This is a genomic window from Ruegeria sp. AB6 (genome assembly GCF_056542685.1).
Window position 1 is genome coordinate 199,722 of record NZ_JBQGAD010000005.1, and the last position, 22,353, is coordinate 222,074.

A 22,353-nucleotide genomic window follows, 5' to 3' on the forward strand; every position below is an offset into this window, starting at 1 on the left:
CGGACCGGGCATCAGATCATCCTGTCATTAAAGCCAAGTGTGGCACGGGGTGATTTGACATGATGCTTCAGTTCGAAGGCGTGGTTGCAACGGGAAGCGTAGCGCTCGATTCAGGTATCAGCGATACGGCTTTAAAAACGTTTAACGGGGACACGTTTCTATACAGCGTGACGGGCCCTGGAGGCGGCATCACGGTTTGGAAGCTGCTAGAAGGCATTGTTCCGCAACAGCAAGACATTCAATATTACAGCGGGACGATTTCGCAACAAATAGGCAATAGTGCCGAGCTCGTGACGCTTGCCGGTAGTGACCAACTGATTCTGGATGTCGATTTGGTCACGGGATTGGTAGGATACACACTTAATCCAGATGGAACTGTCGGAACGTTACAGACCACCGACAGTCTGATCGGGGGCGGAGATGTTTCCGCGCTTGTGCAATACTCGGTTGAGACGGGTGGAGTGCTGGCCTTGGCCCATGAAGATACGGGTCAAATCTCGACCTATCTAGTGAATCCGGACGGAAGTCTGACGGTGTCGGGATCCATCGCCGGTCGCGCCGACTCGATGGAGGTCATTCAATTTGGCAGTGAGAATGTCGTGGTGGCCTCTGATGCAGAGACGGATTCCATCGCGATTTACACAGTGGATTCCGCCACGGGGGGACTGTCAGAAGTTGATAACAGCGAGGCGCTGAACCAACTGGGCATTGCAGTGCCTACCGCGGTTGACGTGGTGCAAGCGTACGGTCAGTCATGGGTCGTCGTCGCCGGGGCGCAGAGCAATTCCATCAGCTTGATGAAGCTGGATGCCTCGGGTTCGCTTGTACCCACGGATCACGTGTTGGATTCGTTGCACACGCGGTTCGAAACCCTTCAGGACATGTCCGTCATCGAGGTGGACGGCCATGTGTTCTTAGTGGCTGGGGGAGGCGATGACGGGGTCACACTTTTCACGATGACACCAGGCGGGCAACTGGTTTACCTGGACAGTTTTGCCGACACGTTGGACACCGGACTACAGAATGTTGAGACGGTGATCACGGCTCATGTCGGGGATGAGCTGCAAATATTTGCCTCCTCACAACAGGATGGTGGTCTGACGCAATTGACAGTCGACCTCTCTGATCTGGGGATCGTGCAGGAAGGGTTTGGCACGATCACTGGCACAAATCAAAACGACATGCTTAACGGAGGTATTCTCGACACGAATTTGTCGGGTGGGGCGGGAGATGACATCCTGATCGCCGGTGCCGGAGCCACGGAGATGACCGGTGGGGCCGGAGCGGATATTTTCGTCATGCAGCATGGCAGCGCCCCTGTGATCATTACTGATTTCGAGGCGGGTACAGACCGTCTGGACATGTTCGATTTCCCACTGCTGCGCACGCCGGATCAACTTACATTCACGGCTACAGGTCAGGGGGCCTGGATAGAGTTTCTGGACACTACGGTCGAACTCATATCCGCTGCGGGAGGTCCATTGTCCGAGCAACAGGTATTCGGCGCGGGCTTTGGTGGCCCCGATCATATACCCGTGGACCTGGGGACTTTGGGGGGCCTGGACCCCGGTAGCTCGGATGGTGTTCTGGGCGATATCTCGATCGATTCCCAAACGCAGAATCCAGCTTTGGCCAATGCAGAAATCCAGTTAGCGCTCGAAGGCGGGGGCATTTTGACCGTGCGCGCGGACGAGAATGGTGTATTCGACTTTGACCTTCCTCCTGGGATGTTCTCGGGTGAGTTTGACGTGATCAAGGGCTATTCAACGGCAAGTGCCGATATCAATGCTCTAGACGCGCTTCAGGTTTTGCGTATTTCCGTCGGGCTTGAACCAACATGGGGACCGGCCTCGGCCGAGAATCTGATTGCGGCCGACATCACGCAAGACGGCACTGTAAATGCGTTGGACGCGCTGGCGATTTTGCAGGTTTCTGTTGGGCAATCTACCCCACATTCGCCGGAATGGGTGTTCTTGGACGATGATGCGGATCTCAGCGGCATCACGCCGAACAATGTGTCCTACGAAACAGGGGTCGATATCGTTGCCGTAGACAACGTGATCACCGCAGATATGACCACTATCCTGCTTGGCAATATTGAACAGGCCTAGCCGCTCTATTCCCGGAACGCCCTGTTGAAATAGTCCGACAATGGTTTGACCAGATAGGACAGAGGCGTACGCTCATCTGTTTTAATCATGGTTTCGACGGGCATTCCGGGGAGCAGTTCCTGACCGTTCAGACGGCCAAGCTGTCCTTCATTTGGTACAACTTCGGCGCGATAAAAGGTCAGCCCGGTGTTGTCATCGGTAAAAGCATCAGCCGAAACGTTGATGACTTGCCCTTCGATTTCTGGTGTTTCACGCTGATTGAACGCGGTGAATCGCAGCAGGACAGGCTGTCCCACGTGCAGCTGATCGACATGAATAGCGTCCACGCGCGAGGCTACCAGCAAAGGTGTGTCCAAGGGCACCACATACATCATAGGCTCGGCGGGTTGGACCACGGATTGCAACGCGAAAACCTGACTGCCATAGACGACCCCTGTCACCGGTGCGCGAATATCCAGCCTGGACAGACGCACGGTCAGGGACAGGCGTCGCTCGGCCAGTTCAGCGATCTGTGCCTGAACATCGCGCAGGGTCGATATCGCCTCTTCTCGGCGGGCTGCTTTCAGCTCGACAATCTGGATCTCGGTTGCCGCGATCTGCCCGCGCAAACGGGCGATATTGGCCTCTAACCGGCCGATATCCCCGGTCAGGCTGGCCTCTTCCCGCAACAGCGCCGAGACCCTGCTGGCCTGTGTCAGGCCCCGATCGAACAAGCTTTGCTGATCTTCCAGCTCCTCCCGGATCAACTCGACTTGACGGCGCAGAGAGATAAGCTGAGCCTCCGTACCTTCAATCTCGCTTTCCGTCTGAATGCGTTGCTTCCCGAGCTGCTCGGCTTGTTGACTTAATGTGTCCAACCGGGCCTCGAACAAACGTTGCTGGCCGCCGACTAGTTCGGGTTCGATGGCCTCTTGCCGTTCCAATTCGTCCAGACGTGCGCGCAACTCCTGTGCCGGGATGCCGTCACGTTCTGCTTCCAGTCGGGCTTTGCGGGCCAAAAGCTCGAACAGTTGAGTTTCTACGATGATTTTCTCAGATTTCAGAAAAGTACCGTCCAACCGGATTAACAGATCGCCCTGCTGAACCTCGTCACCGTCGCGCACGAAAATCTCTCCGACCACGCCGCCGTCGGGGTGCTGAACGACCTGCCGGTTGCTTTGAACTTCGATCGTCCCCTGCGAAATAATGGCCCCTGCAAGTCGGGTCTGTACGGCCCAGATTCCCAAACCGCCAACCAGAATGGCCAAGGCGACAAACCCCACCATCGCCGGAAATGTGATGCGCCAAACAGGACGCGTATCAGAGCTGCTTTTTTGCATCAATTCCCCGCCTGACTGAGGCCGCGTTTGATCGCACCAGCGTTTTGGACCATGGCTCCCAGCACCTCGTCGCGGGCACCGGACTTGATGATCTGTCCACGTTCGACAACGATCAGGTTTTCACATTCCGAAATTGCCTGCGGACGATGCGTCATGATTATCACGGATTTCCCAGCTGCCTTGAAGCCGCGCACTGCGGTGTTCAGCGCCTCTGTCCCATCGGCGTCCAAGGCCGAGTTCGGTTCGTCCAAAATCAAAAGTACCGGGTCCCCGTAGAGGGCGCGCGCCAGAGCGATCCGCTGTTTTTGACCACCTGAAAGCTGGCTATCGTTGCCTTCAAGAAACGTGTCATAGCCTTTTGGCAGCGTTAGGATCAGCTCATGCGCGTTCGCTTTTCGGGCAGCTTCAACCACGGCCTCGGCGTCCGGGTTTTCCGACATTCGTGCGATGTTTTCCGCAACAGTGCCATTGAACAGGGTCACGGTCTGCGGCAGATAGCCGATATGCTGGCCCAGATCGGTCGGGTCGTATTGATCCAACGTCGCACCGCCCAAGCGGATTTCGCCGACCGCCGGATGCCACAATCCCAGCAAGGCTTTGGCTAGTGTCGATTTGCCCGAACCGCTGCGCCCGATCACACCCAGAGCGCTGCCCGGTGACAGGTTTAGGGAAATGTTGCGCAAAGTTGGTTTTTCCGCACCCGGTGGAATGACGGTTAGTCCCTTGGCCGTCAACCGGGCCTCGGGAACAGGCAGCTTGGTACGAGGCGTTTCAGGTGGAGTTGAATCCAGAAACTCGTTCAGAGACCCCCAGGCTGTTCGGGCACGTTCGATCATCGCCCATTGGCCAATTGTCTGCTCGATCGGAGCCAGCGCGCGACCCAGCAGAATAGAGCCAGCAATCATCGCGCCCGGTGTCAACTCGTTGCGCAGAACCAGCCAGGCTCCCAAAGCCAGCATAGCGGATTGCAGGAACAGTCGCAGTGATTTGGTCAGTGAGGTAAAACTGCCAGTCCAGTCGCTGGCTGCGATTGTCTGATGCAATGCATTGGTGCGTTGTTTTTGCCAACGCTGAATGATGTCCTTCTGCATCCCTTGAGAGCGTACAATTTCCGCCGCTTGCCGCGCGTGTTCGGAAAAGGAATTCGCCTGTGCCGAAGCCGATTGCGCCGTGGCCACCTTGCGCCGTGTCAGCGCTTGGTTCAGCAATGCTATAGTCACCAGAAATGCTCCGCCGCCTACGGCAAGCCATCCCAGCATCGGGTGGAACAGGAAGATGGCAGCCATGAAAACCGGTGTCCACGGAATGTCCATCACAGCCAACAATACCGGCGATGAGCAGAGGTTTTGAATGGCTTCCAAATCCCGCAAACCTGTTGAAGGCGCAGCCCGGACCTGAGGATTCAAAGATCGTTGTAACGTCGCCTCGAACACACGTTCGTCCAGGGTCGACTGGAATCGGGCACCAAAACGGGCCACGATACGGCCCCTGGCATAGTCCAGCATTGCCATCAACCCGTACAAAAGCGCCACTAACAGGAAAAGAGCAGTCAATGTTTCGACCGCGCGCGACCCCAGAACGCGGTCGTAAACCTGCAGCATGAACAACGGTCCGGTCAGCATCAGCAGATTCACGAAAATGCTGAACAAGAAGGCGAGCGTCAGAAAGGCTGATCCCTGATTGCGAACTTTGCGCAGCTCGTGTTGTGGAGGTTGAGAGAAACGGCTTGCTGGCTTCACGAGTAGGACTTTCGACGACAATGCTGTTTTGACTCTAACGCACCACAAAGACAGTTAAAATGCATGGGTTGTGAGATAGAGCGGAACACTGCCGCAAAAGCTACATCAAACACACAGTGATGGGAATGATCGGACCGCCGCGGATCAGACGCCGTTGCTCCCCTGACGATTCCGGAATTGCGGCGATAATGTCTCACGACGCCCTCGGGCCGTTTCGGTCAGTTGAATAGCGGTGCAATCGGCGTCTACGATGAATCGGAACAAATTGATTAGTTTTTAAGTTCCGGTATCCGGAGATGAGAGAACTCGACTACACGTATCACTATGCGGGCCGGTCATCTCTGACCGGAATGTCATCTCAGCAGAAGCTGAGTCTGGTGGCTGATCAGTCCGATCCAGATGCTTCTCAGGATTTCCTGATCGCACACGCCAAACACCCTCTGATCACGGCTAGGTCTTTGCGCGCGGTTTCCGATATCGTCGGCAGCCGCTTTTACGTCCCACCCGCGATGCTGGCCCGGATTCTGCGCGAAGCGGACCCAGTGGTCACAGTAGGGCACGAAACCGTGCGGTTTGAGGGGTTTTCAGCTTGTTGCAGCACCTATGCCCGTCTGGACATAGATGAGGCCGCGCTAGACGCCGAACAGCGTCGCACAGGGACAACCAATGTGGATTTTGGCCCCAACTTGAGGGCTATGCTGGCCCAGGTTTCGCCCGACAGCCAGTTGCAGATCTCGATTGGGCCCAAAGCCGTGGCCCTGACACATGATGAAAACCGGCTCGTCGAACGAAAAGTACCGCTTCCCTTGCGCTGGTTGAAGGGATTTGTCGAGGTGCAGAGCCATATGGCTGGTATGGTACCCGCTCTTTCATTGGCCCCGACACCAGCACAGAAATTTTTGCGCAGTTTGCCGCGATCGAAATCGGATCATCTGGTTTGGGTATCGGCTCAGGGGCAACGGGTCAGAGCAACAACCCGAGCTTCGCTGGGTAGCGTGCCGTTGCGCGGTGGTCATCGGTTAAACGTGTTGCTGTCTCTGGCTCCCAAGGCGAAGACACTGCGTGTTTTTGTCAACGAAGGTCTGAAAAGTTCGGCCTGGGTTTTGGATTTTGCTGGGCAGCGTTTGTGTCTGGTCTTGAATGCAGATCCTTGGCGCGGGTTTTCAGGCGACGGGCAGTTGCTCTCTGACCTCACGACCGAGGCCGAGAAAACGGCTGCAGTAACCGCGCAATTGAACTGGCAGGACCGGCTTGATCCCAATATCCTGGCACCCCTCATCAACGCCTCACCGCACGAGGTGCACATCGCGCTGTGCCAATTGGCTGCGTTGGGTCGTGTAGGTTATGATCTTTGGTCGCAAACCTGGTTTCACCGAGAACTCCCCTTTGGCTTCGAGCGCGTCAGATCTTTGAATCCAAGGCTGAAAGCCGCCGCAAACCTGGCGGACAACGGAGCGGTCGCATTGTCCCAAAACTATGCGGATGTGAAAAGTGGCGATGTTACGCATCAGGTTCGCTTTGCCGAGGACGGGCACAGCTGCACATGCCCGTGGTTTGCTGCTAATGGCCATACGCGTGGTCCCTGCAAACACATTTTAGCCGTCGAACTGATGATGGAGCGCCAAGCGTGACTGAACAGGAGTTTCTGACCCTGATTACAACGCGCACTGCGCGCTATGTTCTAAAGGCCCTCGCAAAGATGTCGGAGGCGGATCGAAGGCCATTTGCCCGGCATGCGCTGAAGACGCAAAAAGCTTATGAAAAGGTCTGGTGGGAAGCGCAGATGAAAGGCCAAAAGCCGCTCAAAGCATTTGCCAAAGACGGCGAAGCATTGGGGATCGCCGTGATTGCCACCGCCAGACCCTCGGAATATGCCTGTGGGGATTGGCGTATCTTGCCGCAATCCCTTCCTTTGGACGAAGTGTTTGCGCAGCTTAAGCTCAGTTGGATCGACGCCTGGGCCGAGGCTGCGGTTGAAGACAATCCCCGCCTGATCGACGCGGTACATTTGTTGAACCGAAAACGGTTGTGCTCAATCCCCCAGACGGACGCCTATATTCTTGGCTACTACGCCATTCAAGCGGGCGTTCCCGACAACGCGCGGGATCAGTTTTTGTCTCAGGATGTCTGGCGGTTCTTCGAGGTTGAAGGCGGTGGTGATCTCAGCCTTGCTGCGCATGACAAATATTCAGGACCCCGCGCAGGATGGGCGGATGTTTTGCGAGCTCTGAGCGAAAACGGTGACCTGGACCGACAGCGCTTGTTGGATAGCTCACTAGAGGCCCTGAAGCGGGATTTTGCGCAGTTTCGCGCGGGTTGGTACTCGCGGTTTCATACAGCGCTAGAACCGAGCGATGCTGAAATCGTTGAGCGCGTGGATCAGTACCTCGGCCTCCTCAATAGTGCGGTTCCCCCGACAGTGGCGATTGCGGTCAAGGCGCTGAAGCGCGCCGACCGATGTGGTGAACTTGACGCCAAAGCCCTGCTCGACGCGATTGAACCTGCTTTGCAAAGCCGCCAGAAATCGACGGCTTTGAATGCGTTAGGTCTATTGAAATCCTGCGCCAAACGCACTCCGGATAGGGTGGCCGAAATTGCCGAAACCGCCACCTCGTCTTTGATATCAGAGGTTGGGGATGTGCAAACGCGGGCGGTGGATCTGATAGAAAGCCTCGGTCAGATGCATAATGCCGCGGTTCAGACGACGATCGCGGACTATCTGGATGTGGTGACGCCGACGGTCCGCGCGCGGCTTGCTGACACCGCACCTTTGGCCAAAGCGGAAATCACCGACTTTCCCGTTCCTAGACCTGAGCCGTTTGAGCCTGTTTCCTCCGTAGATGAGGCGGTTTCGGCATATCTGGCCCTCCTGGAGAATTGCCATGACCCCTTCCTGATCGAGCAGGCATTTGATGGAATAGCGCGGTTCGGAGCCGAGGCTGCCCCGCTACTTGGCCCTCTAAAAAAGCGGGCAAATCAGATCAGAACGCGCGATCTCGAGGGCGGTTTTAGTCCGGGTAAGTATTTTCAGCGACCTATTTCGGTTGCGGGATTGAGCTGGGCCAACAGGTCCGATTTCGATGCCGAACTGCAACCCTATCTAGAGCCACGATATTCCGGTCACCAACCCTTGGGTATTTCGCCCCATAGTTTCGAAGGGATATTCGCGGCGCGCGCCAAAGAGCTGTTGTCTTTCGTTCAGGCGGGCCATTCGGTTCCGATGCTCTCGGCCCCTTCCGACAATCGCGGATGTGTTGACCCATTGCGTTTGATTGACAGGCTGGAACATTACCGTGGCCTGGGTGTTCGGCCGGGGGCCATGGATTTCAGGCTTGCGATCCTGCGACTGGGGTCGGAAGGGCGCGAAAAGGCGTTGGCGGCTCTAAACCCGCAGACCGAAGCAGAGCGTGCGTTGGGATATGCCTTGGGCGGTGAGTTCAGGCCTGAGACAGATTGCCAACTCTGGGCTATGGCCTGGCAGGGGCGCCGACCGATTGAGGCCGACCCCAATATCCAGCGTTTGGTTGGGGGTATTATTCCCGGTCTGGGTACTCCTGCAGAGTATCGTTTCACGGCCAAAATCCGGCGTATCGACGAGTATTTCTGGCCGCAGCCCAACGTCTCTATTTTACCGAAAATGCCGGGTGATGTTGATCCGAGTTTGGGTTTTGCCCTGCCTGCGAAATTCGAACACTGCTATGGAAGCGATCCTGGTACCAGCTGGCTGCTAGGACTGAACCCGTGGGCAGTATTGATGAACCCAACGCAGCCAGAGTTGTATTTTGTTGCCGGTATTTTCGATCTGGAACTGGATCAAAAGCTGACGCGGCACCATTGCCTGACCTATCTGGACTCGTTTTTTCGCCCCGGATTGCAGCCGGGTAAAATGGCCCATGCGATGTTGGCGTGGTATCTGGCAAGTGCGGATGAAGGTATCGGAATGACCACCGGTGACTCAATCGCAACCTTGATTGCGCAGGGCAGATTTCAATCCGAAGAATTTGCCGACGCCGCGCGCGAGTTGGTCTTTTTCGGAGCGCTCCCCCTGCGGCGCTGGACCAAACGCATGGCGCAAGTCTCTGAGCTATCCAAAATGCACGCGCATGAGGTTCAAAAAGCTTTGTCAGCGATGCTGTATGACTTGCCCGACACGCTTCCGCGCGATTTGGGCGGAATTCTGGAACTGCTCCATGAGCTTTGTGTGCTGTCAGGGTCTGGTTTGACAGCACCAAAGTCTACAGCAGCTTTGGCGGCGATCAAAGCTGGCGGAAAGACCGGTAAGTTTGCAAAGAAACTGTTGAAGCTTCATAGCCTATAGGGCCTTGAGCCCGTCAGGCCGCGGCGGAATTGACGAAGATCGAATAGACAGAGGTCGAGGCCGTTATGAACAGCATGTTCCCGCGCGTGCCCCCGAATGTTAGGTTCGCAACCGTTTCGGGCACTAGGATCTTACCCAGCAAATCTCCTGCCTTCGAAAAGACATGCACCCCGTCTGCGGCCGAGCACCAGATATTGTCGTGGCGATCCACCCGCAACCCATCCGGCAATCCGTTGTCGATGGTTGCAAACTCTTGACCGCCGCTCAGATTACCATCCGTGTCTACGTCGAACGCTCGTAGCACTGAAGGAACTTCAGGGTCGTGGCTGCTGCCTGACTCCGCAATATAGAGCCGGTTTTCGTCCACCGAAAAGGCAAGTCCGTTGGGCTGAACGAAATCGGTGACAACCGCCGAAAGTGCCTGCCCATCCGGGCTGGCGCGATAGACAAAACTACCCTCTTGTTCCGGGGTGGCCTGATGCCCTTCCAGATCGGACAGAATGCCATAGGTCGGGTCCGTGAACCAGATGGACCCGTCCGAGCGAACCACCACGTCGTTAGGAGAATTCAGGCGCTTGCCCATGTAACTTTCGGCAATCACCTGCCGTGTGCCGTCATGTTCCGTGCGCACAACCGAGCGGCTTCCATGGTGGCAAGTAACAAGGCGACCGTTCTGATCGCGGGTGTTGCCATTGGAATATTCGGAGTGCTGACGATACACACTTGCCCCACCACCTTCGGTCCATTGGTAGATGCGGGCATGGGGTATATCCGAAAACAGCAACAGGTTATGTGCGGGAAACCAGACCGGCCCTTCTGTCCAGCGGTGCCCCGATGAGATGCGCGCAAGGCCCATATTGCTATGGATCAGATCGCGGAACTCCGGCCGGATGATGTCGTAGGTCTGCGAAAAAGTCATACGTCATATCCTTTACGGCTGGCCAATGCGACGACTCCGACGATGACAAGGCCGGTCAATATAAGCCGGACGCCAGCTCCTAATCCGTATGAGTTCAGCATTGAGACGATGAGAAACATAAACAAAGCGGCGCCCCAGATACCGGGCACGTTGGAATTTCCGCCACCAATAGACGACCCGCCGATCACGACGACCGAAATGGACATCAACATGTATTCAGTCCCCATATTCAGGTTGGCGCCCCCCGAGAAGCTGGCCAGAAGAAACCCCGCCAGCGCAGCACAGACAGCCGAGTTGACATAGACGCCAAAGCGAACGACGTTGACGGGAACACCGCTCAGCCGTGCGGCGCGGAGGTTCTGACCGATCGCCGAGATCCACCGCCCCGCGATCGACCGTTCCAGCAAAACCCAGGCGCAAATCGCCAGCAGGATGCCAATCACGGCGACATTAGGAATTCCCAGCGCTCCGCCGGTTGCGAAATCAGCTAGCGGCTCGGGCGGTTTGATACGCAGTCCTCGGTTCGACCAGATGGCCAGTGACTGATAGAGGAAAGAGGCAGACAAGGTCGCGATGATTGGCGGGATACGCAGCAACAGGATTAAGGCGAAATTCACCAGGCCGCAGCCAATGCCGACGCCGATTGCAACCAATAGACCGGGTACGATCAGCGCGGTTTCCGAATCCATAAATTTCAACGCCAGCGTCGCCGACAATGTCATTGATGCGGGGATCGAAAGGTCAACATTGCCGGGACCCAAGGTGATCACCAGCATCTGCCCAATCCCGACGATGGCGGAAAAAGCGGCAAATGTCAGGGCGGCATAGAACAGCGACCCAGCGCCGGAACCGGCTACCAGACTGGTTGCCGCAAAAGTCAGGGCGGCGGCCACAAAGGCCCAGATCCAGGGTTTTGAGAACAAGATCCGCACAGGATTCAAGGGCTCTTCGGTGGACGAGGTATTATCGGTCACGCCGCAGCCTCCTTCCGAACGAAGAGCAGCCGCACCGCCAGAACAAGGATTAGGATCGCCCCTTGCGCTCCGATCTGCCAGTCAGGCGACAGGCGCAAGAAGGACAGGAAACTGGCTGCAAGGGTCAAGGTCAGAGCGCCGATCACCGCTCCAAACGGAGAGATGCGTCCACCGACAAACTCGCCCCCGCCCAAAATGACACCGGCAATGGACAGCAGAGTATATCTCAGCGCAATGTTGGCATCCGCTGCCGTTGTCAGACCGACAAGGCACATTCCGGCCAGAACGCCGAACAACCCGGCCAGCCCGTATGCGGACGCGCGCAGTTTGACCAGAGACCACCCGGCGCGCTCCATCGCGCGGTCATTGCCGCCGACCCCTTGCAGGATCACGCCGACCCAGGATCGTTTGATCAGCAGGTGTACCACCAATGCGATAACTAAAGGTGCGACCACAGCAATGGGGACCAGAGGTGTCTTGTAACTCATCAACGTCTTGAGCCATTCCGGCGATGCGCCACCGGGAGAAGGTAGGATCAAAACTGCCAGCCCGCCCCAGACAAAAGACATACCCAAAGTTACGACGATGGCAGGCAACCCCCTGAACTGGATCAGAGCGCCCAAACCGGCATAAGCCAGAATGGCCGCCGCCAGGATGGCATAGCCGATCAGTGGTGTGTCGTGAACGAACGTAGCAGTCACGCAGGCGCAGAAGCTGACAAATGTACCAATCGACAGGTCGATATCGTTGACCATGATGATCATCATCTGGGCGATGGTCGCTAAGGCGACCGGAATCGCCAGATTGAACAGCAGGTTCAGACCGAAATAACTCATAGCGCGCGGTTGCAGGTAGAAGACAGCCCCCAAAAGCACGGCCAGCGACAAAACGGGCAGGGCGAGACGCAGACGATCCCCGGTCATTCTGCGGCCTCCTGCATTTCGAATGAGGCGGCAAGAATGTTCTCTTCGGTGATCTCATCCCCGCTGAGTTCCGCTGCAATATGCCCGGTGCGGAAGACAAACACCCGGTCGCACTCCAGAATCTCGTCCGTCTCGGTGGAATACCACAAGAAACTGCGCCCCTTGGCGGCTTCGTCGCGGATCATTTGATAGACTTCCTTCTTGGTGCCCACATCGACACCGCGCATGGGGTCGTCCATCACTACAATCGGCGCGGACGAGGCCAAGGCCCGTGCGAACAGAACTTTTTGCTGGTTCCCCCCAGAAAGAGAAAGGATGGGGTTCGATACGTTGTCGGTGCGAATTCCAATCCTCTGTTTCCAGTTCTGAACCAGATCGGATTCCTTTCCGCGATCCACCAAAATGCGGTTGCTGAATTCGGACAGGGTGGTCAAAGACAGGTTTCTGAGGATCGACCAAAGCGGCATAACCCCATCTCGCGTACGGTCACCCGCGACGAAGACCACTTCGGGATTACCCGAGGATTTCCAGACCGAAGAATGGTCGAAAAAGATTTGCGCCAGCGCTTCGGCTTGCCCATGACCGGCCAGACCGGCCAAGCCAACGATCTCACCTTGACGGGCGTTCAGGCCATTCTCTGCGCGTACAACCTCGGCGCCCAGCGTTTTGGCGGTGCGGGTTGCACCGGTATCGGTGTCATCCGGTGCCACGTGGCCCATAGCGTCCACAATGCTTTCGCGGGTGAAATTTCGGGCAGGTTGGTCATCCACGATCTGACCATCCTTCATGATCACGATCCGGGTCGACACATCGAAAATCTCGCCCATCATGTGCGAGATGAACAGCACCGCGCCACCTTCGGTACAAAAGCGTTTGATATGATCCAGCAACTGCTGCGCGATGGCCGCATCAAGTGACGAGGTCGGCTCATCCAAAATAACAAGGCTGGGTTCGCTGTCGCGGTCTGCGAAGGCGATGGCGATTTCGACCATCTGACGCTCGGCAATGGTCAAATTGCCGACAGTGGCACTTGGTTTGATGCCGTGGCCGGGAAAAACCAGATCCAGCGCGTCCTGCATTTTCTGCCGCGCCACGCGTCGCCAATTCTTGCGTGGCATGGTGCGAAATGGAATGCGTAGGTTTTCCAGCACGGTCAGGTTTGGGCAGAGCGACAGCTCCTGAAACACGCTGCGCACGCCGGATGCCTGCGCTTTTTGTCCATTGGTCAACGTGGCATCCCCGGCGCGGTAGGTCACAGCGCCCTGAGTGGGGGACAGCCGCCCGTTGATTACATTGGCCAGTGTCGACTTGCCCGCGCCATTGTGGCCGACCAATCCGATACACTCGCCCGCGGCAATTTCCAGCGTCGCTGCGCGCAACGCGTGAACGGGCCCAAAAGACATATGGGCCGCGTCCAGAGAGACAACCGGCGCAGAAACTGCGCCGGGTATCGTGTGTAAATCGCTCATTGACTACTGAGCCGACGAAATCACGTTTTTGGCCTGTTCCAACGTATATTCAACGTTGGCGACCGACCCTTTGGGCGTGGTTTTCAGCGACTCTTCCAATTCGTCCTGGGTGATGGTCAGGAAAGGCACGGTCAGGTCCTTGGGCACGTCGTTTCCGTCCAGAATCTGTTGCGCGACCCAGAAAGCAAGCGTGCTGACGCCCGGAGCAATCGACAGCGACGTGGTTTCATACCCGTTGGCGGCTTTTTCGTCGGCCCACCACTGCAATTCGTCCTGACGGTTGCCCATGACGATGGTTGGCATCGAGCGGTCGGTGGCTCCAATGGCCTGTGCGGCGCCATAGCCGTCACCACCTTGGGTCACGACACCGACGATTTCCGGCAGGCTTGGCAGAATGCCCGCAACGGCCTTTTGCGCAACGTCCTGCGCCCAGTCGCCATGAACCGAACCTACGATCTCAAAGTTGGAGTTCTTTACCTCGTCATGAATACCCGCGCTGATTTCATCATCGACGAAGACACCGGCCAGCCCACGGATTTCCAAAAGGTTGCCGCCATCGGGATAGCGCTCGGCCAGGTATTTCACTTGTTCGCGGCCCATCTGTTGGAAGTCGACGGCGATGCGCCATGCGCAGGGCTCTTGCACGATCCCGTCAAACGAGACAACGGTGATGCCCGCGTCACATGCAGCTTTGACCGCGCCATTGATTGCCGTGGGCGAGGCTGCGTTAATGACGATGGCGTCATAGCCCTGCAGGATCATGTTCTGAATCTGGGCAGCTTGTTCGGTCGCCTGATTTTCAGAGGTGGTGAAGGCATCCGCTGCGGCAACCAAGCCTTCGGCCACGGCTGCATCCCCATTTTTCTGCCAGCTTTCCAGCATGGCCTGACGCCATGAGTTTCCGGCATAGTTGTTGGACAGCGCGATGCGTTTGTCGGATGTGTCTGCGGTGGCACCGGTGGCCGCCATTACGGTAATCCCGGCGACAGCGCCAAGCATGATTGCCTTGAGTGTCATAGTTTCCTCCCTGGGCGGCCCCTCCGCCGCACGTTCATCGGGCCCGCTCAATCCGGCAGGCAGCGAGAGGATTCCGCGCAATGGGCAAAAGTGTAAGAGTAGGATGCGCGCAAAGATTGCGGGTTCCCGCAAAACTATTGCGGTGATCCGCATGACAGGGTGGGGTCGGACTTCTATACTGTGTTGTGCCGGTCGCCGCGGACCGGTTTTTCGAAAGTGCGTCCATGGCCGATCTTGCCTATTACCTGCGGATTTCCAATCACCTGGCAGGCAACCTCGACATCAAGTCCGCTTTGCGCTCGGTCAAGTCCGAGATCGACCGCATTTTGCAGGTTGATCACCTTGACGTGTGCCTGGTTGACGACAAGGGAAACTGGAACACCAGCTACGAGGTCGGTCTGCGCACCAGTTGGAGCCGCACGCGCGCGCCTGTCGAGGTTTCTCCGGTGCGCGATATCCTGCGGGGGGAATGCGACAGCATGTTGACCGGCAACGCGCTGGAAGACCCGCGATATGTGTTCGAAGGGGCCGATTGCGAGCCGATCATCAAACATCAGATGCGCAGTCGCGTTAACGTGGCGATGAAAGTGCTGGGACGCACGATCGGTGCCTTGAACTGCTCGTCGCAGAAGCTGGATTTCTACGATGACCAGGCGGTCGAACAGGTTCGCAACATCGCCGATATTCTTGCCCCCTATTTCTATGCGCTGCGAGCCAACGAACAATCGCGGCGCGAAGCGATCATGCGCGCGGAATTGCAGGCGCGTGAAGAAGGGTTGCGTCTGGGTGCATTGAGCCTGACCGACGCGCTTGAGCTTGAGAGGCAGAGGATCGGTATGGATCTGCACGACCAGACGCTGGCCGATATGACCCGGATCAGCCGAGAGCTTGAGCGCTGCAAAACTCAGAAAGATATCGAAGCTGTGCGCGGGTCGATGCAAACCTGCATCCAGGGGCTGCGCGAGATTATCGACACTTCGATCCCGTCCCTGCTGGAGCTGTTCGGGTTCCAGCACGCTGTGCGCACGCATCTTGAACGGGCTGTCGGAACGGATCAGGAGATCGACATTGATGTGCGCGACCTGTCTGAAGGGTTGATTGACGATTTGCCACAGACCAAACGAATTGCGCTGTACCGCATCACGCAAGAAGCGATCAACAATGCCGTGCGGCACGCGCGGGCGTCTTCCATTCTGGTCGAGATCGAGTGCCGTGACGGGCTGCATCTATCGATACGTGACGATGGGGCCAGTTCGGCAGCCATTGAAACAGGTAAAGTTTCTGGCGGTTTGACCCATATGCGTACCCGTGCCCGGCTTATCGCGGCACAGTTTGATATCCGCTACGCCGAAGGAACTGAAATCAGCGTCAGGCTCCCGGTGTCGGAATGCCGCGGCAGAGAGGAAGTGGCATGAAGGTTCTTCTGGTCGAAGATGACGCAATGCACGCCAACTACCTCAAAGAGTTGGTTCTAGAGGCTTTGCCTGAAGCGTCCGAAATCAGTCTGGCGGCCAACGGACGCGAGGGCGAGGTCAAGGCCCGCGAAGATGGTGTCGAAGCCATCGTCATGGACCTGCGCATGAAAGAGCGCAACGGGATTGAGGCCGCCCGCACCATATGGTCCGAGCGACCGGAAACACGCATCTTGTTCTGGTCGAACTATTCGGACGAGGCGTATCTGCGCGGCATCGCCCGGATCGTCCCGAAAGAGGCCGCGTATGGCTATGTTCTGAAAACCGCCAGCCCATCGCGTATGCATTTGGCACTGAGGGCGGTCCTGCTGGAAGCCCAGATCATGGTCGACCGTGAGATTCACCAAATCCAGCGGGATCAAAGCCGGTCGGGCGAGGCGCTGACCGAGGTCGAACTAGCGATCCTGACCGATCTTGCACTGGGTCTTCCTGACAAGGCCATTGCCGCCCGCCGGAAACTGGCATTGCGCACTATCCAGAACCGTTTGCTGTCGATCTACGAAAAGCTGGACGTCAACGACCTGCTGATCGAAGCCGGAGATATTGCGATCAACAAACGCGTGCGCGCCGTGTCCAAGGCAATAACCTCGCAGATTTTGAACAACGAAGCCATCGTCGCTGCTGAAAAGGACCTAAGCGCGTGGCTGGCGCGCTCTGCCTTGTCGCTCTGAAATCTGCGCTCAGGTTGGCACGATATTGTGGTTGATCCGAAACAGGTTCTGCGGGTCGTATTGTCCTTTGATTTGACCCAGTTTTGCGCCATTGGAACCATAGGCACCAGCCATGTGATTGGCCTCATCTTCGGGCATGAAGTTCACATAGGCGCTGCCTGTGGCGTGAGGTGCCATCTGATCGTACAACGCCCGCGCCCAACTGATGCAGGTATCGTCTTTTGAGGGATCTTCCCATCGGGTGTGAACGTTCATGATGAAATGAGCGCTGCGCTCGGGATAGGCCGTTGCATCCGCGGGTACCCGCGCCATGGCACCGCCTACATGTGCGATGAACACTTCGCAAGCCGGATCAGGTAGCGTGGCGATTGCGGCAAGCAGGTCGGATGTCGCGTGGGATGTCAGCGTGCTGAAATCGTGGCTTTTCCAGTAATTGCGCGCGCCGGGCGTCAAAAGCCCATCAAAGGCCGCTTGCCAGTCCACGAATGCATGGGGCGAGATGACATCTGCAATCGGATCACCAAGACCGCGCAAGCCGGCCATAGCTTTTTCGCCGTCGGCCATTGGTCCGGCATAACACGCGGCAAAGATTAAGACCTCGCGCCCATGCCATTCTTCGGGCAAGAAGGGCAGAGGCGGGGCCTTGCGCATCACGGTCCAGACCGTCAGTTCATCCGGCGCGGTATCCGCGATTTTCACGTATTCCGGCAGTAGGTTGGGGGCCGCTTCGATCGGGTGAACGACCAAACCTGACAAGACATCGGGGCCCAGCGGATGCAGTTGGAATTCGAACGATGTGACGACGCCAAAGTTGCCACCTCCGCCCCGCAGGGCCCAGAACAGGTCAGGGTGACTTTTGGCAGATGCGGTGACGATTTCGCCTTCGGCGGTTACAACTTGGGCAGAGATCAGGTTGTCGATGGTCATCCCAAATTTCCGGGTGATCCAGCCAAAGCCGCCACCTAGTGTCAAACCAGCCGTTCCGGTGGTCGAGTTGATGCCCAATGGCACAGCCAGCGCATGGGCCTGTGTCTCACGGTCGACATCGCCCAGTACGGCGCCGGGTTCTACGCGCGCGGTTCGGTTGACCGGGTCCACATGTACCGAACGCATCTGCGACAGGTCCAACATAACCGCATCGTCGGCGACAGCATGGCCCGCGATCTGGTGACCACCCGACCGAATGGACATGGTCAACCCGGCCTCGCGCACGAAATTCACCGCTTTTTGCACGTCACTGGACCCAAGCGCGCGGATCACGAAACTTGGGTGCCGCTCCACGATGCTATTCCAGGTTGTGCGGGCCTGATCATACTCGGGACTGCCGGGCAAATGGACGCCGCCGCGCAGCGTTGCGTTCAAAGTGTCCAAGGCAGCGCGCTCGATCCGAGCGGCGCTGCCGTCCAATGTCTTGACGTCAAACATCTTAAATTCCTTCCTGGTTCAAGGAAGGTTTCTTGCCCCTGTGCCCCGCCTGTTGTCCGGCGGGTACGCGCCTTTTGTCGTTTGCGAGAACTCAGGCAAAAACGCCGGGGTCGATGCGATCTACCGGAGTAATCACATCTGCCGGAATATTCAGCCGTTTGGCGGCCTGTCTCAGGCTTTCTTCGTCAGGGGCCTCGTAAAGGCAATAAGTCTTGCGCTTGTCCGCGCTGAGGAAAGAAAAGATCCATTCGATCCCTTCTTCGTCATTTATTTCTTTAATATGTGCTTTGTCGCCTTCGGTCAGGTTTACCTGTTCGGCGAATTGACGTTCAATAATATATCTTGGCATATTTCCCCCCCAGGAAATGAAAACAGGGTTCAGCTTGCAGTTCCTTCAAGCCTTTCCCTAAGGGAAACCATACTCAATTTCTGAGCTGTTGCCAACGCCTCGGCCTCGAGATGGATGGCCTGTTCAAGGTTGTCCTTGCCGCCAAGCCTGCGCAGAGCCGCCGCATAGGCGGCTTTGCTGTGTGCCACCCAGGGCGGGCAATCCATGTCCGTGTCAATCTGGATTGCCTTGGTAAACATCCGTTCTGCAGTTGGCCAATCTTCAAGCAATGCAGCCAGATTTCCCAACCGTCGCGCACCCGCGCCAGTACATACCGTCGTTGCCCCAGCGGTAATGGTGAGGTCTTCGTAAGGGGCCAACATCTCGAACAGCGTTTGCGCGTGCGTGGTATGACCGACTGCGACGCAAATATCGGACAGATAGGACAATGTGGTCGAATACATGGCGTCTGACGGCAGATAAAATCCGCTCTCGGCGACCTCGTTCAGGATGCGTTCAGCGGGGTCATGAAACCCCAGTTCAGCTGCGATGACGCCAAAACCGGGCTTCCAGGTCATGTCGTCAGCGTTTTCATCCATCAGTTTTTTAATGACCGGAGCCACTTCGTGCAAACGGCTTTGTTCTCGGCGCAGGGTGAACATCTGAACGCCAAACACGCCTTCGATATGTTTCCCGTGGGTTTTGCGGCCGATTTTCACCGCCTCGGTAGCTAGCTTTTCGGCCTTGCCAAAGTCGCCCTCCATGATCGCTATCATTGCCCGGGCATGGGTCTGAACCCAATAGAGCTGCAAGTGATTGTCTTTCTGGGAGACCTCGGTCAGCAGTTTCAATGACCGGTCCAGCAGAGCCCGGTCAGCCATTTCGGCCCCAACAAACAGGCTGAGTGTGCGGTCCCGACCCTGATCAATCGAGCCAAGATGCTGCGCTACTTCGTGCATCTTGTCCAGATGTTCCCGCCATTTGTGCCTTTCGTCGGCGGGTCTTGCGATAAATGGCGCGCCGTATTGCATCATCATGACCGAGAACTGGGATTTGTTGTCTCCCAGCTTGGCGGCAAGCTCCATCGATTCCTGGGCGTATCGGGCACCCTCTGAGGCTTGACCAAGGAACAGACAGGCACGGGCAAGCTGACTTTTTAGCTGGCACTGGCGTCTTTCGTCTTGCGCGGGCAGGTTTTTCAAAGCGGCCTCGCACAGGGAAATCACTTCGCCATGTCGTTGCCCAGCCATCATGCAGGAATCCGAAAAATGCAGGGCTACGTCGGCGGCCAATTCGACATCCCCAAGGGCATTTGCCGCGTCCGAGGCGCTTTTGAGTTCCGCAATGCCTTCGGGTAGCTGTCCCAAACTATCAAAGCTGCGCCCGACAAGAACAGTTGCCCGGATTGTTTCGGACTGATTGTCGCCCTCAAGGTTCCGTGCTGCATTCAGCGCCTCGTGCGCGTTAGTCATTGCCTCGTGACTGGCGGAACGAGCCAGCGCCATTTCGGTTGCCGCCTGCCATTTTTTGAACGCCGCACTCCAGTCTTCGGCCTCGGTCAGGTGTCGGGCGACAAGTTCAGGTCGACGTTCAATCTCGGCGGACCGCAACGCTGCCAACGCCTTGGCAACATGGGCATGCTGCGCCCGCCGAGTTGTGCTGAGCATGGATTGATAGGCAGTGTCGCGGATCAGTGCGTGACGGAAAACGAAATGACCTCTGGAGTTGCCGCTTTCGAAAACAAGCCCGGTTTTGCACAGTTCGTCCAGGCCCTTTGCGGTGTCGACCGTGGCATCCGTCAGTGCTGCACGCAGCAGGCCAGGTTCAAACTCGCGCCCGATCACCGAGCCTGTCAGTGCCACCTGTTTCGCGTCTGATGAAACCGCATCCAACCGCGCCATCAACGCGCCTTTTAGTGACGAAGGAACAGCCACTGCACCCTGCCCACCTGTGGTTAGATAAGCGCGGGTAAGTTCTTCGACGAACAGTGGGACGCCGTCCGTCTTTTCTATGATCAGCTGAACCAGATCGGTGTCGGGGGTCTTGCCCGAGACATTGCGGATCAAGTTCGCCACATGGTCTGGATCAAAGCGGCGCAGGTGTAGGGTTTGAGTGTGTGCTTCCCCTTCGTCCCGTGCAAGATCCCAGCCGGGGCGGTGAGTGATCAACATCATCAATGGCAGGTCCGAGCAGATGGACTTGAACCTTTCCAGCAAGGCGTTTGTCGAAGGGTCAATCCAATGCGCGTCCTCAACACACAATACAACCGGTCGCACAGTTGAGCGGGCTTTGACCGTGTCGATCAACGTCTGGATGGTCAAATCCCGCTGTTCCTGTGGTGACAGGTCAAGAATCTTTTCGGCCACATCACTGTGTGGGGCGACCAGTGCCGCAAAAACTGGCAGGACGTGATCCAGTTCGATCCCCTCGCGTTTCTCAAGCATGGCGCGGACCAGCTCTACCACCCGATCGTCATTTAAGTCCGGTCCGACACCTGCATCCTGCGAGATGCGCTCGGTCACCGGGTGAAAGGGGCTGCTGGTCAGATAGGGCGAGCAATTCAGTCGTAAGACGTCTGCCGTCGCAGCGATGTCGCCGCCGCTCAGAAACTCTTCCGTCAGGCGGGATTTGCCGATCCCGGCTTCGCCAGACAGCAGGACGACCTCACCATGCCCGGCAGAGGCCCGTTGCCAAGTTTGATGCAGGATACCTTTTTCGAAGTCCCGCCCGATCATTTCCGAGCTTTCACTTTCACGATGCAACGCCTGAAAACGGCTGTCGGCGCTGCGCTCGGCCGTGACCTGCAGCAAGGTACGCGGGGTGTCAAAGCCCTTTAGCGAAACAGGGCCAAGTGAGGAAATCGAAAAGACCCGTCGCAGGCTGGCATCAGAATCCTCGCTTGTAGTTACCACCGTGTTCGGCTGCGCGTTTTCCTGCAACCGCGCCGCCAGGTTCAGAACCGGACCGGTCATCGCGCCCTCTTCGAAGGTATTTTCACCAACGGCGTCGCCTACGACCACGTCACCGCTTGCGATACCGATCCGAACGGACAAAGGCTCGCCGTCAGGGGTTTTCAGGATTTTCACGTGCGCAACTGAATCCAATCCCGCCTTCACCGCACGGATGGCGTGGTCTTCATAGGCCTGTGGCCAACCAAAAAAGACCAGCAACCCATCACCCAGATACTTGGCGACATAGCCACCAAAACGCGTCACTGCCCCAGCGACACTGTCTTGATAACTTTGCAACAAGGCGCGCATATCTTCGGGATCGAACTTGTTTGTCAATTCGGTCGATCCGACAAGATCGGCAAAAAACACGGTCAGATGGCGTCGCTCGGCAGTTGGTGCTCGGGTTTCGGTTTCACCGGGTTTGTTTCCATCTGGTGGGGCGTTTGTGATGGGCAATCCGGGGTTGCCATCCAACTTTGCTATGGCGGCAAGGACGATCTTCCTGTGGCCAAGGGACAAGCCAAGTTCTTTGAGGTCTTCATTTGAGAGCAGCGGTAGGGCACGTGCATCGACGTCATTTTGCAGGAACGTGTCAGCATACTGCTCCATTCCAAGGTCTTTCAGCCATGACGTGACTTCAAAACTCATTTCGTGATCATGCGGACTATTGGCCCACGGATCAAGCCAAGCGACGTTTCGATCTGGCGGCCCTGCCAT

General features: G+C 57.0%; 15 protein-coding genes. 5 read left to right on the forward strand and 10 right to left on the reverse strand.

Annotation, left to right across the window (positions count from 1 at the left end):
- The first annotated feature begins 59 nt into the window (after positions 1 to 59).
- Complete coding sequence (locus tag ACR0DB_RS12635; protein WP_480551297.1) at positions 60 to 2,111, forward strand: dockerin type I domain-containing protein; 2,052 nt, start codon at positions 60 to 62, stop codon at positions 2,109 to 2,111.
- 5 nt (positions 2,112 to 2,116) lie between these two features.
- Here ACR0DB_RS12635 and ACR0DB_RS12640 read toward each other — a convergent pair whose 3' ends face one another.
- On the reverse strand, positions 2,117 to 3,430 hold the full coding sequence (locus tag ACR0DB_RS12640) for an HlyD family type I secretion periplasmic adaptor subunit (RefSeq protein ID WP_170773363.1): 1,314 nt from the start codon (positions 3,428 to 3,430) through the stop codon (positions 2,117 to 2,119).
- Positions 3,430 to 5,169, reverse strand: coding sequence for a type I secretion system permease/ATPase (locus tag ACR0DB_RS12645; RefSeq protein WP_480551299.1), 1,740 nt, complete (start codon positions 5,167 to 5,169; stop codon positions 3,430 to 3,432). Before ACR0DB_RS12645 ends, ACR0DB_RS12640 begins: the two co-directional genes overlap by 1 nt.
- A 296-nt stretch (positions 5,170 to 5,465) precedes the next feature.
- On the opposite strand from ACR0DB_RS12645, the gene ACR0DB_RS12650 reads away from it, so the two are divergent.
- Together ACR0DB_RS12650 and ACR0DB_RS12655 are read left to right on the forward strand one after the other, a co-directional pair.
- Positions 5,466 to 6,800 carry an SWIM zinc finger family protein gene (locus ACR0DB_RS12650; protein ID WP_480551301.1) on the forward strand — a complete coding sequence of 445 codons (1,335 nt, stop codon included), beginning with the start codon at positions 5,466 to 5,468 and terminating at the stop codon, positions 6,798 to 6,800.
- Positions 6,797 to 9,487: a DUF6493 family protein gene (locus ACR0DB_RS12655; protein WP_480551303.1), complete on the forward strand. Its 2,691-nt coding sequence runs from the start codon at positions 6,797 to 6,799 to the stop codon at positions 9,485 to 9,487. Before ACR0DB_RS12650 ends, ACR0DB_RS12655 begins: the two co-directional genes overlap by 4 nt.
- A gap of 13 nt (positions 9,488 to 9,500) precedes the next feature.
- Here the strand turns inward: ACR0DB_RS12655 and ACR0DB_RS12660 are convergent, their stop codons facing one another.
- The 5 genes from ACR0DB_RS12660 to ACR0DB_RS12680 are packed head-to-tail and all read right to left on the reverse strand — an operon-like array spanning position 9,501 to position 14,789.
- On the reverse strand, positions 9,501 to 10,406 hold the full coding sequence (locus tag ACR0DB_RS12660; RefSeq protein ID WP_480551305.1) for an SMP-30/gluconolactonase/LRE family protein: 906 nt from the start codon (positions 10,404 to 10,406) through the stop codon (positions 9,501 to 9,503).
- Entirely contained in the window at positions 10,403 to 11,380 is a 978-nt protein-coding gene (locus ACR0DB_RS12665) for an ABC transporter permease (protein ID WP_480551307.1), read from the reverse strand. The genes ACR0DB_RS12660 and ACR0DB_RS12665 overlap by 4 nt, the downstream gene beginning before the upstream one ends.
- On the reverse strand, positions 11,377 to 12,303 hold the full coding sequence (locus ACR0DB_RS12670; RefSeq protein ID WP_170785822.1) for an ABC transporter permease: 927 nt from the start codon (positions 12,301 to 12,303) through the stop codon (positions 11,377 to 11,379). The genes ACR0DB_RS12665 and ACR0DB_RS12670 overlap by 4 nt, the downstream gene beginning before the upstream one ends.
- The gene (locus tag ACR0DB_RS12675; RefSeq protein ID WP_480551309.1) at positions 12,300 to 13,772 is read right to left on the reverse strand and encodes a sugar ABC transporter ATP-binding protein; all 1,473 of its coding nucleotides are present in this window, start codon (positions 13,770 to 13,772) and stop codon (positions 12,300 to 12,302) included. Before ACR0DB_RS12675 ends, ACR0DB_RS12670 begins: the two co-directional genes overlap by 4 nt.
- Before the next feature lie 3 nt (positions 13,773 to 13,775).
- Positions 13,776 to 14,789 carry a substrate-binding domain-containing protein gene (locus ACR0DB_RS12680; protein WP_480551311.1) on the reverse strand — a complete coding sequence of 338 codons (1,014 nt, stop codon included), beginning with the start codon at positions 14,787 to 14,789 and terminating at the stop codon, positions 13,776 to 13,778.
- A gap of 224 nt (positions 14,790 to 15,013) precedes the next feature.
- Here ACR0DB_RS12680 and ACR0DB_RS12685 point away from each other — a divergent pair, with 224 nt between their 5' ends.
- Both ACR0DB_RS12685 and ACR0DB_RS12690 read left to right on the forward strand, forming a co-directional pair.
- Positions 15,014 to 16,204, forward strand: a complete 1,191-nt coding sequence (locus ACR0DB_RS12685) for a GAF domain-containing sensor histidine kinase (RefSeq protein ID WP_170773371.1) — start codon at positions 15,014 to 15,016, stop codon at positions 16,202 to 16,204.
- Complete coding sequence (locus ACR0DB_RS12690; RefSeq protein ID WP_170773373.1) at positions 16,201 to 16,932, forward strand: response regulator transcription factor; 732 nt, start codon at positions 16,201 to 16,203, stop codon at positions 16,930 to 16,932. The genes ACR0DB_RS12685 and ACR0DB_RS12690 overlap by 4 nt, the downstream gene beginning before the upstream one ends.
- A 9-nt stretch (positions 16,933 to 16,941) precedes the next feature.
- Here the strand turns inward: ACR0DB_RS12690 and ACR0DB_RS12695 are convergent, their stop codons facing one another.
- The 3 genes from ACR0DB_RS12695 to ACR0DB_RS12705 all read right to left on the reverse strand — a co-directional run bounded on the left by ACR0DB_RS12695 (position 16,942) and on the right by ACR0DB_RS12705 (position 22,284).
- Positions 16,942 to 18,357: an FAD-binding oxidoreductase gene (locus ACR0DB_RS12695; RefSeq protein ID WP_480551314.1), complete on the reverse strand. Its 1,416-nt coding sequence runs from the start codon at positions 18,355 to 18,357 to the stop codon at positions 16,942 to 16,944.
- A gap of 91 nt (positions 18,358 to 18,448) precedes the next feature.
- Positions 18,449 to 18,706, reverse strand: a complete 258-nt coding sequence (locus ACR0DB_RS12700) for a DUF4242 domain-containing protein (protein WP_170773377.1) — start codon at positions 18,704 to 18,706, stop codon at positions 18,449 to 18,451.
- 29 nt (positions 18,707 to 18,735) lie between these two features.
- Positions 18,736 to 22,284: an adenylate/guanylate cyclase domain-containing protein gene (locus ACR0DB_RS12705; RefSeq protein ID WP_480551316.1), complete on the reverse strand. Its 3,549-nt coding sequence runs from the start codon at positions 22,282 to 22,284 to the stop codon at positions 18,736 to 18,738.
- Between the last annotated feature and the right edge of the window lie 69 nt (positions 22,285 to 22,353).

Excerpts from the sequence above, each read along its gene's own strand:
- ACR0DB_RS12635 (WP_480551297.1), top strand. The coding sequence starts at position 60 with ATGATGCTTCAGTTCGAAGGCGTGGTTGCAACGGGAAGCGTAGCGCTC.
- ACR0DB_RS12640 (WP_170773363.1), bottom strand. The coding sequence starts at position 3,430 with ATGCAAAAAAGCAGCTCTGATACGCGTCCTGTTTGGCGCATCACATTT.
- ACR0DB_RS12650 (WP_480551301.1), top strand. The coding sequence starts at position 5,466 with ATGAGAGAACTCGACTACACGTATCACTATGCGGGCCGGTCATCTCTG.
- ACR0DB_RS12660 (WP_480551305.1), bottom strand. The coding sequence starts at position 10,406 with ATGACTTTTTCGCAGACCTACGACATCATCCGGCCGGAGTTCCGCGAT.
- ACR0DB_RS12670 (WP_170785822.1), bottom strand. The coding sequence starts at position 12,303 with ATGACCGGGGATCGTCTGCGTCTCGCCCTGCCCGTTTTGTCGCTGGCC.
- ACR0DB_RS12675 (WP_480551309.1), bottom strand. The coding sequence starts at position 13,772 with ATGAGCGATTTACACACGATACCCGGCGCAGTTTCTGCGCCGGTTGTC.
- ACR0DB_RS12680 (WP_480551311.1), bottom strand. The coding sequence starts at position 14,789 with ATGACACTCAAGGCAATCATGCTTGGCGCTGTCGCCGGGATTACCGTA.
- ACR0DB_RS12685 (WP_170773371.1), top strand. The coding sequence starts at position 15,014 with ATGGCCGATCTTGCCTATTACCTGCGGATTTCCAATCACCTGGCAGGC.
- ACR0DB_RS12690 (WP_170773373.1), top strand. The coding sequence starts at position 16,201 with ATGAAGGTTCTTCTGGTCGAAGATGACGCAATGCACGCCAACTACCTC.
- ACR0DB_RS12695 (WP_480551314.1), bottom strand. The coding sequence starts at position 18,357 with ATGTTTGACGTCAAGACATTGGACGGCAGCGCCGCTCGGATCGAGCGC.
- ACR0DB_RS12700 (WP_170773377.1), bottom strand. The coding sequence starts at position 18,706 with ATGCCAAGATATATTATTGAACGTCAATTCGCCGAACAGGTAAACCTG.
- ACR0DB_RS12705 (WP_480551316.1), bottom strand. The coding sequence starts at position 22,284 with ATGAGTTTTGAAGTCACGTCATGGCTGAAAGACCTTGGAATGGAGCAG.